This window comes from Nibrella viscosa, from assembly GCF_039541875.1.
GTDB lineage: Bacteria > Bacteroidota > Bacteroidia > Cytophagales > Spirosomataceae > Nibrella > Nibrella viscosa.
In genome coordinates this window covers 136,267-151,715 of sequence record NZ_BAABHB010000009.1, presented here as the reverse complement: position 1 = coordinate 151,715, position 15,449 = coordinate 136,267, and the positions used below count along the sequence as shown (strand labels likewise).

16 protein-coding genes are annotated in these 15,449 nt (G+C 51.5%); 8 read left to right on the top strand and 8 right to left on the bottom strand.

Annotation, left to right across the window (positions count from 1 at the left end; translation table 11 throughout):
• Positions 1–130: 130 nt before the first annotated feature.
• The 3 genes from ruvX to ABD931_RS20105 are packed head-to-tail and all read left to right on the top strand — an operon-like array spanning position 131 to position 1,921.
• Positions 131–544: a Holliday junction resolvase RuvX gene (ruvX, locus tag ABD931_RS20115; protein ID WP_345269712.1), complete on the top strand. Its 414-nt coding sequence runs from the start codon at positions 131–133 to the stop codon at positions 542–544.
• 20 nt (positions 545–564) lie between these two features.
• Positions 565–1,137 (top strand): peptide deformylase, encoded by a 573-nt coding sequence (def, locus tag ABD931_RS20110; RefSeq protein WP_345269711.1) that lies wholly within the window; start codon positions 565–567, stop codon positions 1,135–1,137.
• Position 1,138: 1 nt separating this feature from the next.
• Entirely contained in the window at positions 1,139–1,921 is a 783-nt protein-coding gene (locus tag ABD931_RS20105) for an amidohydrolase (protein ID WP_345269709.1), read from the top strand.
• Here the strand turns inward: ABD931_RS20105 and ABD931_RS20100 are convergent.
• The 4 genes from ABD931_RS20100 to purH form a co-directional block, all read right to left on the bottom strand.
• On the bottom strand, positions 1,914–2,756 hold the full coding sequence (locus ABD931_RS20100; RefSeq protein WP_345269708.1) for a hypothetical protein: 843 nt from the start codon (positions 2,754–2,756) through the stop codon (positions 1,914–1,916). The two genes, ABD931_RS20105 and ABD931_RS20100, sit on opposite strands and share 8 nt — an antisense overlap.
• 229 nt (positions 2,757–2,985) lie before the next feature.
• Entirely contained in the window at positions 2,986–3,273 is a 288-nt protein-coding gene (gene gatC / locus ABD931_RS20095) for an Asp-tRNA(Asn)/Glu-tRNA(Gln) amidotransferase subunit GatC (RefSeq protein WP_345269707.1), read from the bottom strand.
• Complete coding sequence (locus ABD931_RS20090) at positions 3,270–4,016, bottom strand: lysophospholipid acyltransferase family protein (RefSeq protein WP_345269706.1); 747 nt, start codon at positions 4,014–4,016, stop codon at positions 3,270–3,272. Before ABD931_RS20090 ends, gatC begins: the two co-directional genes overlap by 4 nt.
• A 35-nt stretch (positions 4,017–4,051) precedes the next feature.
• Positions 4,052–5,596 carry a bifunctional phosphoribosylaminoimidazolecarboxamide formyltransferase/IMP cyclohydrolase gene (purH, locus tag ABD931_RS20085; protein WP_345269705.1) on the bottom strand — a complete coding sequence of 515 codons (1,545 nt, stop codon included), beginning with the start codon at positions 5,594–5,596 and terminating at the stop codon, positions 4,052–4,054.
• A 218-nt stretch (positions 5,597–5,814) separates the two neighbouring features.
• Between purH and ABD931_RS20080 the strand changes: the two genes are divergently transcribed.
• The gene (locus ABD931_RS20080; protein ID WP_345269704.1) at positions 5,815–7,365 is read left to right on the top strand and encodes a lipopolysaccharide biosynthesis protein; all 1,551 of its coding nucleotides are present in this window, start codon (positions 5,815–5,817) and stop codon (positions 7,363–7,365) included.
• Between the two features lie 16 nt (positions 7,366–7,381).
• Here the strand turns inward: ABD931_RS20080 and ABD931_RS20075 are convergent, their stop codons facing one another.
• Positions 7,382–8,131: an ABC transporter ATP-binding protein gene (locus ABD931_RS20075; RefSeq protein WP_345269703.1), complete on the bottom strand. Its 750-nt coding sequence runs from the start codon at positions 8,129–8,131 to the stop codon at positions 7,382–7,384.
• A 106-nt stretch (positions 8,132–8,237) separates the two neighbouring features.
• Entirely contained in the window at positions 8,238–8,966 is a 729-nt protein-coding gene (locus ABD931_RS20070; protein ID WP_345269702.1) for an MlaE family ABC transporter permease, read from the bottom strand.
• 105 nt (positions 8,967–9,071) lie between these two features.
• Between ABD931_RS20070 and ABD931_RS20065 the strand changes: the two genes are divergently transcribed.
• A complete protein-coding gene (locus ABD931_RS20065) occupies positions 9,072–9,746 on the top strand; it encodes an SDR family oxidoreductase (protein WP_345269701.1) in 675 nt (224 codons plus the stop codon).
• 132 nt (positions 9,747–9,878) lie between these two features.
• Positions 9,879–10,793: an ROK family protein gene (locus ABD931_RS20060; protein ID WP_345269700.1), complete on the top strand. Its 915-nt coding sequence runs from the start codon at positions 9,879–9,881 to the stop codon at positions 10,791–10,793.
• A gap of 37 nt (positions 10,794–10,830) precedes the next feature.
• Here ABD931_RS20060 and murB read toward each other — a convergent pair whose 3' ends face one another.
• Entirely contained in the window at positions 10,831–11,856 is a 1,026-nt protein-coding gene (gene murB, locus ABD931_RS20055; protein WP_345269699.1) for a UDP-N-acetylmuramate dehydrogenase, read from the bottom strand.
• Between the two features lie 203 nt (positions 11,857–12,059).
• On the opposite strand from murB, the gene ABD931_RS20050 reads away from it, so the two are divergent.
• Both ABD931_RS20050 and gmd read left to right on the top strand, forming a co-directional pair.
• Positions 12,060–12,569, top strand: coding sequence for an SPOR domain-containing protein (locus ABD931_RS20050; RefSeq protein ID WP_345269698.1), 510 nt, complete (start codon positions 12,060–12,062; stop codon positions 12,567–12,569).
• A gap of 86 nt (positions 12,570–12,655) precedes the next feature.
• On the top strand, positions 12,656–13,768 hold the full coding sequence (gene gmd, locus ABD931_RS20045) for a GDP-mannose 4,6-dehydratase (RefSeq protein WP_345269697.1): 1,113 nt from the start codon (positions 12,656–12,658) through the stop codon (positions 13,766–13,768).
• A gap of 84 nt (positions 13,769–13,852) precedes the next feature.
• Here gmd and ABD931_RS20040 read toward each other — a convergent pair whose 3' ends face one another.
• Positions 13,853–15,358: a Do family serine endopeptidase gene (locus ABD931_RS20040; protein ID WP_345269695.1), complete on the bottom strand. Its 1,506-nt coding sequence runs from the start codon at positions 15,356–15,358 to the stop codon at positions 13,853–13,855.
• Positions 15,359–15,449 lie beyond the last annotated feature (91 nt).

Below are 15,449 nucleotides of genomic sequence, written 5' to 3'. Positions count from 1 at the left end.
ATAAGGCTAGTAAAATACGAACGCGCCGGTAAAGTAGAAAGTGCAGATTGCTGAATTTATTAGAGGGGCAATCAAGGTTTTGTATCTTTGTGGTTTAGTAGGTCGTTACCCATTCTAAACAGGTGAATTGTTGGGACGTATCATTGCCATTGATTACGGGGCTAAACGGACCGGTATCGCCGTGACCGACCCGTTGCAGATTATTGCCTCGGCACTGGAAACGGTACCGTCGCATCAGTTGCTTGATTATTTGAAAAAATACGCAGCAACAGAGCCGGTCGACGCTTTTGTTGTTGGTATGCCGAAACGGCTCGATAACACCGATACGAACAACACCCCCCTGGTGAAAGCATTTGTAAAGAAGTTACAGGCGGCTTTTTCCGACGTGCCGGTTCACCTGCATGACGAGCGCTTTACCTCCTCGATGGCCCTGAAGGCTATGATTGCCTCAGGAACCAGTAAGAAAGATCGGCGCGAAAAGGGTAACATTGACAAAGTGAGTGCAACAATAATTTTACAGTCTTTTATGGAAAGCAGGCGGTAGTCTGCCAACCGATTTTGATTATGATACTGCCGATTGTAGCCTATGGCGACCCGGTTCTGCGGAAGCGGGCTAAGGATATTGAGAAGGGAAACCTGGATGTGAAAAAACTGAGCGAGGATATGTTCGAGACGATGTATGCCTCCTCGGGTATTGGGCTGGCCGCTCCGCAGATTGGCCAGAGCATCCGGCTGTTTGTAGTAGATGGTACCCCCCTGAACGAAGATGAACCCGAAGAAGAGCAGGACGCCAGCCTGCAGGGCTTCAAAAAAGTTTTCGTTAATCCCGAGCTTATTGAGGAGGACGGTGATGAATGGGCTTTTGAAGAGGGTTGCCTGAGCATTCCCGGTATCCGCGCCGACGTGTATCGTCCCGAAAAAGTACGTATCCGCTACTTTGATGTCGACTGGAATGAGCATGAGGAAGAATACGACGGCATGGCTGCCCGCATTATCCAGCACGAATACGATCATATTGAAGGCAAACTCTTCACCGACTACCTGTCCCCCCTAAAGCGTCAGCTCCTCAAAAAGAAACTGGCCGATATTACAAAGGGGAATGTGAAGGTAGATTATAGAATGCGGTTCCCTAAGTAATATGCTCCACCTCACCCTCATCCAAACCAACCTGCACTGGGAAGACCCGGTGGCGAACCGGGCGATGCTCGAAGAAAAAATCTTCGGCTTGCCGGAGCCGACGGACCTGATTGTGCTGCCGGAGATGTTTACCACCGGCTTCACCATGAACGCCAAAGCCGTGGCCGAACCCATGAACCTGACCACGTTTAAGTGGCTGAAACAAATGGCGGCCCAAACCGGGGCGGTGGTGACAGGTAGCTACGTGGTGCAGGAAGGGGGACGTTACTACAATCGGCTGGTCTGGATGGACCCCGACGGTCAGTTTGACTGCTACGACAAGCGGCACCTGTTCCGGATGGCGGAGGAGGATAAAACCTACACCGCCGGCACACGTCGGCTGGTGAAGGAGTGGAAGGGCTGGCGCATCTGCCCCCTCATCTGTTACGACCTGCGTTTTCCTGTCTGGAGCCGTAACATCAATCTGGAGTACGACCTGCTGCTGTATGTTGCCAACTGGCCGGCTGCTCGCCGAAACCCCTGGAACATCCTGCTACAGGCGAGGGCAATTGAAAATTTAAGCTATGTAGCAGGCGTAAACCGTGTCGGCCACGACGGCAAAGACATTCCGTACACCGGCGATTCTGCGGTTATCGATTATAAAGGCGAGGTAATGTACCGGCAGACCGACGAAGAAGCCATCTACCAGCAAACCCTGTCGCTGGACGACTTACGGGCGTTCCGGCAGAAGTTCCCGGCCAATCTGGATGCCGATGCGTTTACGCTGGACCTATCATCTATTTAGAATTTCCGATTTGGGGTAGAATCGAAAGTGGGTCAAATGACTTCTTTAAAGTAATTTCGTCATAAGTAGAGCCTCTGTCAATTAACGTTAGCTTATCGCCCTGGACAGAGATGCCGGCAATCTCTATTCGATGGCCATCTACAGTGAACCAGCCTCCCATCTTACGTAATGGCTCATCGGAAGGGTAAATAATAAAGTCGCTCCTCCACTTAGTATAAATTAGAGTAGGTGTTGGTCTGACCTCAAAGGTAAACTGCCGGCCTAAGATAGTAGCTACTCCCCGGTGGTATGCTAAATCAATCATGTCGAGGTGGTAGCGATTTAAGGTTGTATCGGCGTAAGTAGTGCCGTCATTATACGGATTTGGCCTTATCCAAACCGTTCGCTGAACTACCTTTTTGCCATCAAACGCTTCCAGGTTAACCTTTACAGTAGGCATGGTGGGAAGTACCTCCTTGATTGCTGCTCTGGTATAATGGCCTTTTTCGTTGCGTTCGACGCACGGCAATGTCATGAAGTAATAAAGAACCTGGTCATCGCTGAAATCCTGATTGTTGTTGGCGTCTACAATAACGACCCGCCGGCCCTGCTTGTCTTTCCCAATCAACGTGTTTATGCGGTGTTTGATTGGCTGAGGACTCAGTAAGGTTGTGTCAATACGGTGGCCTGCACTTACTTTAAATTGCTGCCACTCTTCTTTGGTGATTTTCCGCTGTAGGTATTCCTCGTATTTAGTCTGACCCGGAATGGTATTTCCGTAACAAATAGCCTTCTCCGTGAGGTCGTTAGGAACGCCCCGGAAGCCGGAAAAGTCAAACGATATGCTCGTAGCCATACTGCTACCAGAAAAGTAATTTACCACCGTTTGCAAGGGCACCTGAATCACCCTGGCTTGAGCCAATAGTTGACAGGGGACTAACAGTATCAGGAGACAGATACAGCTTTTCATACATTAACCAGCTAAGTTTCTGGTTAATGTATGAATATTTTAACAAATACTAAATCTTTAGTTGGTTAAATTATTCTCTGTCAATTTTTCGGCTGTAGCGTATGTACTTGAGCACCTACTCCAACACTTTCGGCACCTGAAAAAACGTGCCGTCCTGCTGGGGCGCGTTGGATAAGGCTTGTTCGCGGGGGAGGTGCCGGCCGACGACATCGTCGCGCATAACGTTCTGCTCGTCGGAAATGTGCGTCAGCGGCTCAACGCCGGTGGTGTCGAGTTCATTAAGCTGCTCCATCCAGGTCAGCACTTCGTTGAGGCTGTCGAGCAGGGCGGCTTCTTCTTCGGGACGAACGTCGAGCCGGGCCAGATGAGCAATTTTCTGTAAGGTGTCGTGGTCTACTTTCATAACTGCTCGGGTATCTGCTGTTTACTTAACTCACTATCAATAACTCTGAATGTCTCTTCTTTTAGCCATCCCAGGTCGGCCTGCGTCAGGCCTTTGGTTTCAATAGGCGGGTGGACAATGGCGCGAAGTGTCATGCGGTGCATCCGCATTTTCTTTTTGTCGGGCAGTATTTTATAGTTGTTCAGCAGACTAATGGGCACAATAGGCACCTGCTGCTGAATAGCCATTGTAAACGCCCCATCCTTGAACGGATAGTGCATCTTTGGCGGATTATTCGTTACGATACCACCCTCCGGAAAAATAACCACACTGCGGCCACTGGCCAATGTACGCAATGCCTTAGCCAGCGAATAAGCCCGGCTGTTACTGACATTCCGGTCCACCTGAATATGCAGTTTGGCAAACATATACCCGAACAAGGGCACCTTTTTAATCTGGCTTTTCCCGACGAACGCGTAATAGTTCTTCAGAATAACGCCCATACAGGCAATATCCATGTACGAAAAATGGTTTGCGCAGAAAACGTACACTTTCTTCGGGTCCGGCTGGTAGCGGTACTCCACCCGAAAGGGAATACCCACGATTGGAAAGAAGAGCTTGCCCCAGAACCGGTTCAGCCAATGGGCATACGGTTTCCATTCTTCCCGCTGCAGAAACAGGTAGAAGAACGGAAACAGCAGCAGAAACAGCCCCACAAACCAGAAGGCACACCAGAGACTGTATAGGAGGTTTAGGAATCGCATAAACTGTCTGAACCTGGTTCCAGACCTGGACCAATTTAATGTTTAAAATGTCTAACGCCCGTTGTTACCATAGCCAGGCCGTTCTGGTTGCAATAGTCGATAGAATCCTGGTCGCGGATGGAGCCGCCGGGCTGCACAACAGCCGTAATACCGGCCTGATGCGCAATCTCCACACAATCCGGAAAGGGGAAGAACGCATCGGAAGCCATCACAGAACCAGCTAAATTGAAGCCAAACGATTTGGCTTTTTCGATTGCCTGCTTCAGCGCATCCACCCGCGACGTCTGACCAACGCCACTGGACAGAAGCTGGTTCTCCCTGGCAAGCACGATGGTATTTGACTTAGTATGCTTACACACTTTCAGCGCAAATGCCAGCGCCTGGAGTTCGCTATCCGTGGGGGCTTTTTCGGTGACGGTTGTAAACTGGTCGGCGGTTTCGGTTTGGTTGTCTTTGTCCTGCTCCAGCACACCGTTCAGAATGGTTTTGAACATCCGGGTGGGCAGCTCAACCGGATTGCGCTTCAGCAGAATCCGGTTTTTCTTCGACTTCAGCAGATCCAGGGCTTCGGGTGCATAATCCGGCGCAATCAGGATTTCCATAAACAACTTGTTCAGTTCCTCGGCCGTTTCACGGTCAACGGTGGTGTTGGTGATGATAACCCCACCGAAGGCCGAAACCGGGTCGCAGGCCAGGGCGTTCAGGTAGGCTTCTTTGGCGGTGGCGGCCGTGGCCACCCCGCAGGCGTTGGTGTGCTTGATGATGGCAAACGTGGGCAAGCCTTCCGAAAACTCATCAATGAGGCTGACACAGGCATCTACATCTACCAGGTTGTTGTACGAAAGCTCTTTGCCGTGCAGCTTATCGAACATAGCAGCCAAATCCCCGTAGAACGTAGCCTGCTGGTGCGGATTTTCGCCGTAACGCAGCGGATTAGCCGGCAGGTGGTTGAACGATACGCCTAACTCCTGCGCACCGCCCTGCGGAGTGCCTCCTCCAGCAAAATAGCTTTGGATGGCGGTGTCGTAGTGCGACGTCACGGCGAACGCCTGCTGGGCAAACGCCTTCCGGTCTTCCAGGCTGGTTGTGCCGTTTTTGTGGGTGAGCAGGTCTACAACATTTTCATACTGCGTCCGGGACGAGACAATCAGCACATCCTTAAAGTTCTTGGCGGCCGCCCGAATCAGCGAAATACCACCAATATCAATCTTTTCGATAATGTCTTCCTCCGACGCGCCCGACGCTACCGTTTCTTCAAACGGATACAGGTCGACCACCACCATATCAATGGGCGGAATCTGGTGCCGACGCGCCTGTGCTACGTCTTCGTCCAGCTCACGACGGTACAGAATACCGCCAAATACGGCCGGGTGCAGCGTTTTGACACGACCGCCGAAAATAGACGGGTAGCCGGTTAGGTCTTCAACCGCCGTCACCGGAATGTTGAGTTGCTCAATAAACGTTTGGGTGCCGCCGGTGGAGTATAGCGTCACGCCATGCTCGTGCAGCAGCCGGACAAGCGGTTCGAGGCCGTCTTTGTAATAAACAGAAATCAGCGCGGAGGAAATCTTCTGAGACATTTTGCTGGGTTCGCCTGAGCCATGGGCGTTAGGCGTTCATGTTGGTCATTCTTTTTAGCCGGGGTGCCCATCGGGACGAGGGGCCGTACAAAGATAGCTAAAAGCGGCTTTTTGTCTGCATAGGAACCGCTGTACCAGAAAAGGGCATTAACTTTACAGGCCTCCCGGATGTTTTTAGAGTCGATAAGGTTGGAGGGGAGGAGTTATATATTGTTTACATGAGTGTCTTCAAAAAATTAGCCGGCGATACGGCGCTGTATGGGGTTAGCACCATTCTGGGCCGGATGCTTAATTATGCGCTGGTTCCCTTACATACATACGTGTTCCGGCGGCCAGGCGAACTTGCCTCCAATGTGGAGTTTTACAGCTACGTTGCCGTTTTGCTGGTGCTTTATACATTAGGCCTGGAAACTGCCTTTTTTCGGTTTGCGGCCCGAAAGCCGGAGGACCGGATTAATGTTTTTAATGATACCCTGAGCATTGTTCTGGCAATTAGTGTGCTCGCTACCACCGCCATTATCCTGCTGGCTCCGCAGATTACGCAGGCGCTTGGCTACCCCGGTCAGGAGATGTTTGTGAGTTGGGTAGCGCTTATTGTGGGGATTGACGCGGTCATGGCTATTCCGTTTGCGCGGCTACGGGTTGAAAACAAGACAAAGCGCTTTGTAAAAGCCCGGCTGCTTAACATTTTTATCGTAGTTGGGCTAAACGTCTTCTTTCTGCTCTTCTGCCGTGATATCTACACCGGTAAATACCTGACCTTCCTCCGGCCGGCCGTTAGCCTCATCTATTACCCAAGTATTGGCCCCGGCTACATTTTCCTGGCTAATTTGCTGGCCAACGCCACCTATTTTGTGCTGCTGCGTGATGCCTTCGCCGGCTTCCGCTTCCGGCTCGACTGGCCGCAGATTCGGGTGTTGCTGCTGTATGCCTTTCCGCTGATGCTGACGAGTCTGGCGGGTCTGGTCAACAACGTGACCGACCGTTTGGCGCTGCGTCACTGGCTGCCGGAAGGCTTATACCCGCACCTGACCAACAAAGATGTGCTGGGTATTTACGGAAACTGCTACAAACTGTCGGTCTTTATGGCGCTGGCTATTCAGTCGTTCAAGTTTGCCGCTGACCCGTTTTTCTTCTCCCAGGCCGAAGACAAAAACGCGCCCGATTTGCTGGCCCGCGTCACCAAATGGTTTGTGATTGTATGCGTACTGATTTGGGTTGGCGTAAGCCTGAACCTCGATGTGCTGGGCCTGTTCCTGTCGCCGGCCTACCGGCAGGGCCTGGATGTGGTGCCGTTGCTGCTGCTTGGCAACTTATTTTTAGGCGTGTATTACAATATTGCCTTCTGGTTCAAGCTTAGTGATAAAACGGCGTATGGCACCTTTATTACCGTTATTGGGGCTATCGTAACGGTTGTGCTGAATATGACCCTGATACCGGTGATGGGTTATATCGGCTGTGCGGTTGCCTTTCTGGCGTCGAGCATCATCATGACCATTATCTGCTACGTGCAGGGCGAGAAGCACTATCCGGTGCCCTACGATGTGAAGTCGGCGCTGGGGTATATTGTCAGTGCCGGGCTGCTGATTTACCTGGCCTGGCAGATCAAAATTGATAACATCTGGGTAGCGATACCCTACCACCTCCTGTTGTTGCTGCTCTACATTGGGGCTATGCTGGTGGTGGAGCGCAAAACCTTTCAACCGGTCTGGGCGAAGCTAACAGCCCGACTTCGGAAAGGCGAGAAGGGCCTGGGGCAAAAGGTGTAGTTGTCCCAGGGCGATTTTATTGATGCTCCGTCTCCCGCAGCAGCTTATTGGCGTAGATAAATTCGTTTAGTTCGGGAATGTTCGAGTGGGTCAGTTTGGAGTTGTCGCCTTCCCATAGTTTTTGGCCCTGGTAGAGGAACATAATTTTCTCGCCAATCTCCAGCATCGAGTTCATGTCGTGGGTAATCACCACGGTAGTAATCTGGAACTCGTCGGTAATTTCGCTGATAAGCTGGTCAATTTTAATGGACGTCAGCGGGTCAAGGCCGGAGTTGGGTTCATCGCAGAACAGGTACTTGGGGTTCATCACAATCGCCCTGGCAATCCCCACCCGTTTTTTCATTCCCCCACTAATTTCCGACGGCATGCGGTCGCCGGCTTCACCCAGGCCAACGCGTTGCAGGCAGAACTCGGCCCGCTCAATTTTCTCGGCCATCGACATATCGGTGAGCATATCGAGCGGGAATCGGACATTCTCCAGCACCGTTTTTGAATCGAACAAGGCCGAGCCCTGAAACAACACCCCCATCTCCCGCCGGATTTCCGTTTGCAGCTCTTTGTCTGCTTTAACAAAGTTGCGGCCGTCGTACAGGACCTCGCCTTCGTCGGGTTTAATCAGGCCAATCATGCACTTCAGCAGCACGCTTTTACCGGTACCGCTGCCGCCAATAATCAGACTGGTATCGCCGGGCTTGAACGTGCCGCTTACGCCGGCCAGAATCTCCCGATCGCCAAACGCCTTTCTAATATTCTTTATCTCAATCATACACGTATCGCTTGGTATTAGACATCAGAGGTTAGACGTTGGACATTAGAAAAGCCTACTACAATCTAACGTCTGATGTCTAATGTCCAACGTCTTGCTAACAAATCTATAGTAATAACTGTGCCAGCAGATAATCGGCAACCAGCACGGAAATACAACTTTTTGTTACGGCGGTGGTTGAAGACTGCCCCACTTCCAGCGCCCCTCCCGACGTAAAATAGCCCTGGAACGCTGAAATGCTGGAAATCAGGAAGGCAAATACTACTGATTTTATTAAGGCGAAGGTGACGCTAAACGTGTTAAAATCAGAGCGAAGGCCATATACATAGTCATCGGGCGAAATAATGCCAGTGACAGTTCCTGCAATATACCCGCCCAGGATGGACAGAAAACCGGCCATAATAACCAGCAGGGGAAACATCAGCATGGCCGCAATAATCTTTGGCAAAACCAGGTAGGAGGTCGAGTTGATACCCATCACCTCCAGCGCATCAATCTGCTCTGTAATGCGCATGGTACCCAGTTGACCGGCTATATTTGACCCCACTTTTCCCGATAAAACAACGCTGGTAATGGTTGGGGCCAGTTCCAGAATGGTACTATCCCGCACAATTACGGCAATGATATAGACGGGAATTAGCGGACTTACCAGGTTAAACGCCGTTTGCACGCAGGTTACTGCCCCGATAAACGTAGACACGATGGAAACGATAAAAACGGAGTTGACACCGATGGAGATACACTCGTCCAGAATAAGCCTGAGATAAACGATTACTTTTTCCCGGTTTCGAAAAAGCGAACCCAGAAAGATAAAATACTTACCGATTTGCGACATAAAGCATTTATAGGTGTGGTCGGGCCGACCGTAACAGACAAAACACCGGTAAAGATAGAATGGTTTGTTCCGTAAATTGCGGACTTATCAAAAAACAATCCTATTATGAATCCACTCATTGTGGTGACGGGCGGCACCAAAGGAATCGGCAAGGCTGTGGTCGAACGGTTTGTCAGTGAAGGCTTTGATGCCGTGATCTGTGCCCGCCACGTGGAGGGTGCCGAAGGGCCAAACCGCTTCCCGGTGGCGGCCGATCTGGCTACCCGCGAGGGGATTAATACGCTGGTAGCGTTTACTCAGCGTCTAAACCGGCCGGTGGATGTGCTTGTGAATAATACCGGTCTTTTTTTTCCGGGCCAGATCCATACTGAAGAGGAGGGTGTACTGGAGCAAACTATGGCCGTAAACGTCTACAGCGCCTATCACCTCACCCGTGGCTTAATCGGCGAGATGATAACCCGCCGGAAAGGGCATATCTTTATGATGTGCTCCACAGCCAGCATTGTAGCCTACACCAACGGCGGATCGTACTGCATTTCCAAGTATGCCCTGCTCGGCATGAGCCGGGTGCTGCGGGAGGAGATGAAGCCGCATAACGTGAAAGTAACGGCTATTTTACCCGGTGCTACCCTGACCGCCAGTTGGGAGGGCGTTGACCTGCCGGAAGAGCGATTCATGAAACCGGAGGATGTGGCCGAGACCCTGTGGACGGCCTACAACCTGTCGGAGCGGGCCGTAGTGGAGGAGATCCTGATGCGGCCGCAATTGGGCGATCTATAAAATCAACAAAAGCAGGTAGGGTAAGTTAATTCGGATGAATTAACTTGCGGCCCAAAAGTCAGATCAACAAACGGAGCCACGCCGAAAAAACAGCGTAACGTTCAGTCTTAACCATTTAACTCTAACCCACGAATGGATTCCGTTCACTATTTAGGCATAGACGTAGGTGGCACCAACGTCAAGATGGGTATTGTGGATGCCAACACCGGAAAAATCTCAAACTTCTATAGCCACGACACCGATAGCTGGCGTACATCCGGCCATTTCATGGAGCGGTTTGGTGATGCCATAGCTCTGCAACTTCATGCTTACAAAGAAGTGAGAAAGGTAGGTATCGGCCTGCCGGGCATGATTAACCGCGCCCGTACCGTGCCCCTGGAAATTACCGCTATTCCGGAGATTGACGGTGTTCCGATGGTGGATATACTAACCAAACGGTTTCCTGGTGTTGAGTTTTTTCTGGAGAATGATGCCAATGCAGCCGCCCTGGGCGAGTTTTACTTCGTGGAAGATATGCACGCCGAAAATTATATCTTTATTACGCTGGGTACTGGTGTGGGCGGAGCGGCCATTATCAATAAAAAAGTGTTTGTCGGGGGCGACGGTAACGCCATGGAGCCGGGTCATGTGCCCTCGCGCAACGGGCGGGTGCTGGAGCGTAACATCGGCAAAAAAGAGCTGCTGGACCTGGCCAACGAACGACGAACAGCGTACGCAGGAAAAACACAGTTACCCGGCGACGGCAGTATTTCAACCACCGGCCTGGTAGCCGCAGCTGCCGAAGGCGACGAATTGGCGCTTAAAATCTGGGATGAGGTCGGCGAAATGCTGGGCGATGCCCTGGTTTCGCTAATCCGTATACTGGATATTAAGCAGGTACTGATCGGCGGGGGCTTATCGGCATCGTTTGATTACATTCTGCCGGCCGTTCAGCGCCAACTCGACTATTGGCTGACTCCCTACTACAAAAAAGACCTGGAAATTCGCCGGGCGCTGCTTGGCAACGATGCCGGCCTGCTCGGCGCAGCCTCGTTGTGTTTTGAATAATCAATAGTTAATACGGGGCCGCCCGGCCCCGTATTAACTATATCACATTTACCTCCGGCGTAATCCGAATCCCAAACTTCGCTTCGACATCCTGCTGCACCTGTCGGGCTACGTTCAGCACTTCGTCGCCCGTGGCACCTCCCCGGTTGACCAGTACCAGCGCCTGTTTGGTGTGAACGCCCGCGTTGCCGACGGCCCGGCCTTTCCAGCCACATTGCTCAATCAGCCAGCCGGCCGGTACTTTCACCGTGGTATTGCTGGTTGGGTAGCCCGGTATGGTGGGGTATTGAGCCTTTAACTGCTCATACTGATCTTTGGGAATTTCGGGGTTTTTAAAAAAGCTGCCGGCATTACCAATTTCGGCGGGGTCGGGTAGTTTGCTGCGCCGGATGTGGATAACGGCATCGCTGATGGCCCGGATCGTAAGCTCATCTTCCGAAACGCCCATCTCGGCGAGTGTCTCGCGGATGGCTCCGTATTCGGTATGGAAAACAGGCTGTTTGTTCAGGCGGAAGGTAACAGCTGTAATAATGTACTGACCTTTGGCTTCGTGTTTAAAAATGCTTTCGCGGTAGCCAAACCGGCATTCTTCGTGCCTAAAAATGCGCTTCTCACCGGTGTCGATACGTATAGCCTCCAGGTGGTCGAAAAGCTCTTTGATCTCTACCCCGTACGCGCCGATGTTCTGCATGGGCGCAGCGCCTACGGTGCCGGGAATCAGCGACAGGTTTTCCATACCGGCCAGGTTCTGCGCTACACAAAACATCACCAGTTCGTGCCAGTTGACGCCCGCGCCAACGCGTAGTAGCACCTGCTGGTCGTTTTGCTGGACAATGGTAATTCCCTGAATATTTATTTTTATAACCAGACCGTCAAAATCTTTGGTAAGCAGGATGTTGCTGCCTCCTCCGAGGATTAATTTCGGTATATTGATAAAATCGGTTAGTTGCAGCAGTGTTTGCAGATCTTCTTCGCTGGTGATCTCGACCCAGTACCGTGCGTTGGCCTCAATACCAAATGTATTATACGGCTTTAACGACACATGACTTCTTACATTGAGCATAGCGTAATTTTAACGGCATCAAAACTATCAAAATAATGGGATTTACCGTTAATTGGTTCGGACCCCTTTCCGTTTATGCGCATATAGTAAGACATTCGGACCGGCTGCTCAGGAAAAATGGATATTTCTTAAGTTTGTGAACAGATTAGGATACACCCATGAGATTAATAAACTATTTGCTTTGGTTTAGTTTGGGGTTGACTATGCTCGCCTGTGCTCCGAAAACGGTGCCTGGTAGCAGTCGGTCAACCGTTGACTACAACAGCTATACTGAAGATCTGTCGCCGGTGCGGCCGTCGTATACCGTTACGGCAACCACTGCTCCGGCAAAGCCGGCTACGACCACACCGGCCCGCCGTCCGGACAACCGGAAGCCCGTTGAGGCTATTCATATCAATCGGCGGCTTGATGCCGTACTGGATACAATAGCCCAGAAGAACCGGTCGGTGCGCTATGCCTCAGGCTACCGCGTGCAGATTTATGTAGGAAATGAGCGAAAGGCCGCCGATGAGGCCAAGCTGAAAGTGTACAAGAACTTTCCGGAGTTAAACCCGTATCTGGACTATAAACAACCTACGTATCGGCTCAAAGTTGGCGATTTCATGCGCCGGATCGACGCCGAACGGTACCTGGATTTATTGAAGCAACAGTTCTCACTGGCGGTTCTGCAGGCCGATCGCGTAGATATCCGGCGGAGCCTTTCCATAAAATAACCCTACACGCATTTCATTTTCCTGTAGTTTTACGGGCTCGTTCCTAATTCAGGGGCGCCCAAGACTGCTTCTATCTAAATATAGCAATGAAAAAGGCACTGATTACCGGCATTACCGGACAGGATGGCGCTTATCTGGCCGAACTTCTCCTCGATAAAGGCTATGAAGTTCACGGCATCAAGCGTCGGACTTCGCTTTTTAATACCCAGCGGATTGACCATATGTATGAAGATCCGCACGAGAAAAACGTCCGGTTTAAGCTGCACTACGGCGACCTCTCCGACTCTACCAATATCATCCGCATCATTCAGGAGGTACAGCCGGATGAGATCTATAATCTGGGAGCCATGTCGCACGTTCGGGTAAGCTTTGAAGAACCTGAATACACGGCGCAGGTCGATGGTATTGGTACTCTGCGCATACTGGAGGCTGTGCGGCTGCTGGGACTTACCGAAAAAACCCGCATTTATCAGGCATCCACATCGGAATTGTACGGTGGGGTGCAGGGGCATGCTCAGTCGGAGACGACGCCGTTCTATCCGCGCTCGCCGTATGCGGTAGCTAAACTGTATGGCTACTGGATTACGGTTAACTACCGCGAAGCCTACAATATGTTTGCCTGCAACGGTATCCTGTTCAACCATGAATCACCGTTGCGGGGTGAAACCTTTGTCACCCGGAAGATCACCCGGGCCGTAGCTCGTATTGGTCTGGGCCTTCAGGATAAGGTGTATCTGGGAAACCTGGATGCGCAGCGCGACTGGGGCCACGCCAAAGATTACGTAGAAGCGATGTGGCTGATTTTACAGCAGGATATTGCAGAGGATTTTGTGATAGCCACGGGGATAACTACCAGCATCCGCGACTTTGCCAAACTGGCCTTCGCCGAAATCGGCGTAAGCCTGGAGTTCCAGGGAGAAGGCGAGCAGGAGCGAGCCGTTGTGGCGCAGTCTGCCAATCCGAGCTACCCACTGGAAGTAGGGAAAGAGGTGCTTTGCATTGACAAGCGGTATTACCGCCCTACCGAAGTAGACCTGCTGCTGGGCGACCCAACCAAAGCCATGACCAAGCTGGGCTGGAAGCCAAAGTATGACTTACCGGCTATGGTGAAAGAAATGGTAGCGGCCGATATTGAACTGTTCCAACGCGATCAGATTCTGGAAAAGAGCGGCCATCGGGTGCTGAATTATTACGAGTAAATCAGTTGCCACCATCCTCTCTGCTGAACTGATATAAAACAAAAAACCCGCCATTGGCGGGTTTTTTGCTAAGCTGTATCGGCCTTAAACCGGTACGGCGTAGTAGTACATCCGGGAGCTGTTCGGATACATACCGATCAGCATCAGCCCTTCGCCTTCTTTTACGCCGGACAAAATATCCTGTAGTTCTTTCACCGTCTTGATGTTCTTGCCGTTGGCCTTTACAATGATAAAACCTTCTTCAACATCCGTCTCCGACAGCTTTCCATCATATATACGCTTCACGCGAACACCACCGGTGATACCGAGTTTCTGACGGTCCTGAGCGCTCAGTTCTTCAAAGTCGGCACCCAGCGAACGCAGGGAAGCAGACGGTGCTTCTGAACGCTTGATCACATCGCGGCCACCGTTGCGGTTGCGCAGCTCAACTTTGAAGTCACGCTCGCTGCCATCGCGGCTTACCGTAATGTTGATTACATCACCCGGCCGACGGCGACCAATGATCTCGCGCATCTGAGCGTCTGAATCAACCGGCTGACCTTCCATTTTCACAATAACGTCGCCTTTCTTCAGACCGGCTGCTTTAGCCGCTCCGTTGTCAACAACTTCGTTGATGTAAATACCACGGCCAACGTTAGTGCCAACTTCTTTAGCCCGCTTGCTGTCCAGTTCAATGGGAATAATACCCAGATAACCGCGCTGCACGTTACCGTACTTCAGAATGTCGGCGGTTACTTTTTTCACCAGCGATACCGGCACGGCAAAACCGTAACCACTGTAGTAGCCCGTTGCCGACGCAATGGCCGAGTTGATACCGACCAGTTCGCCACGCAGGTTTACCAGCGCACCCCCTGAGTTACCAGGGTTAATAGCGGCATCAGTCTGAATAAACGACTCAATTGGGGTATCGGCCTTGGGGTCGTTGCGGTCCATGTTCTGGTTCAGGATACCGATACCACGACCTTTGGCACTTACGATACCGGCAGTTACAGTAGACTCAAGATCCAGCGGATAGCCAACCGCCAATACCCACTCACCCAGTTTCAGGGCATCTGAGTCACCCAGCGTAATGGCAGGCAGGTTACCACTTTCAATTTTCACAACGGCCAGGTCTGTCAGCGGGTCGGTACCGATCACTTTAGCTTTAAAGCTGCGCTTGTCGGTCATGATTACCTCTACTTCGCTGGCATCCTGTACCACGTGATTGTTAGTCACAATATAACCATCGCGGCTGATGATAACTCCAGAACCAGATGCCTGTCCCTGCTGACGACGCGGAGGGCCTTGCTGACGGCCAAATTCATCGCCGAAGAAATCACGGAAGATGTCCGGGATCTGCTGCTGACGAACTGTGCGGGTTACCGTTGTTTTAATGTGAACAACAGCCGGAGTAGCAGCCTCGGCCGCATATGTAAAATCACCCGGCCCGTTGGTAGGACCGGTCAGAGCCGCCAGACGACCAATAGGGGTCGGAGCCGACTCGCTGAATATAACGTCGCGCTTATTAAAACCCAGCAGGTTATAAGCGGCAAGCGTTACCGCGCTCGAAAGGAGCGCAATCACCACCAAAAATTTCCAGTTATTTCTCATGATTTAAGAGGGCAAAATACATGCTGTCTTTTTGTATGAACTCACTAAGTTAACGAAATCCACCTATCCAAAAATTCGGCCAGACTATAGA

Bases quoted from the DNA above. Each gene is read 5' to 3' on its own strand.
- def (WP_345269711.1), top strand. From the start codon at position 565: ATGATACTGCCGATTGTAGCCTATGGCGACCCGGTTCTGCGGAAGCGG.
- ABD931_RS20105 (WP_345269709.1), top strand. From the start codon at position 1,139: ATGCTCCACCTCACCCTCATCCAAACCAACCTGCACTGGGAAGACCCG.
- ABD931_RS20100 (WP_345269708.1), bottom strand. From the start codon at position 2,756: ATGGCTACGAGCATATCGTTTGACTTTTCCGGCTTCCGGGGCGTTCCT.
- gatC (WP_345269707.1), bottom strand. From the start codon at position 3,273: ATGAAAGTAGACCACGACACCTTACAGAAAATTGCTCATCTGGCCCGG.
- ABD931_RS20090 (WP_345269706.1), bottom strand. From the start codon at position 4,016: ATGCGATTCCTAAACCTCCTATACAGTCTCTGGTGTGCCTTCTGGTTT.
- purH (WP_345269705.1), bottom strand. From the start codon at position 5,596: ATGTCTCAGAAGATTTCCTCCGCGCTGATTTCTGTTTATTACAAAGAC.
- ABD931_RS20080 (WP_345269704.1), top strand. From the start codon at position 5,815: ATGAGTGTCTTCAAAAAATTAGCCGGCGATACGGCGCTGTATGGGGTT.
- ABD931_RS20075 (WP_345269703.1), bottom strand. From the start codon at position 8,131: ATGATTGAGATAAAGAATATTAGAAAGGCGTTTGGCGATCGGGAGATT.
- ABD931_RS20070 (WP_345269702.1), bottom strand. From the start codon at position 8,966: ATGTCGCAAATCGGTAAGTATTTTATCTTTCTGGGTTCGCTTTTTCGA.
- ABD931_RS20065 (WP_345269701.1), top strand. From the start codon at position 9,072: ATGAATCCACTCATTGTGGTGACGGGCGGCACCAAAGGAATCGGCAAG.
- ABD931_RS20060 (WP_345269700.1), top strand. From the start codon at position 9,879: ATGGATTCCGTTCACTATTTAGGCATAGACGTAGGTGGCACCAACGTC.
- murB (WP_345269699.1), bottom strand. From the start codon at position 11,856: ATGCTCAATGTAAGAAGTCATGTGTCGTTAAAGCCGTATAATACATTT.
- ABD931_RS20050 (WP_345269698.1), top strand. From the start codon at position 12,060: ATGCTCGCCTGTGCTCCGAAAACGGTGCCTGGTAGCAGTCGGTCAACC.
- gmd (WP_345269697.1), top strand. From the start codon at position 12,656: ATGAAAAAGGCACTGATTACCGGCATTACCGGACAGGATGGCGCTTAT.
- ABD931_RS20040 (WP_345269695.1), bottom strand. From the start codon at position 15,358: ATGAGAAATAACTGGAAATTTTTGGTGGTGATTGCGCTCCTTTCGAGC.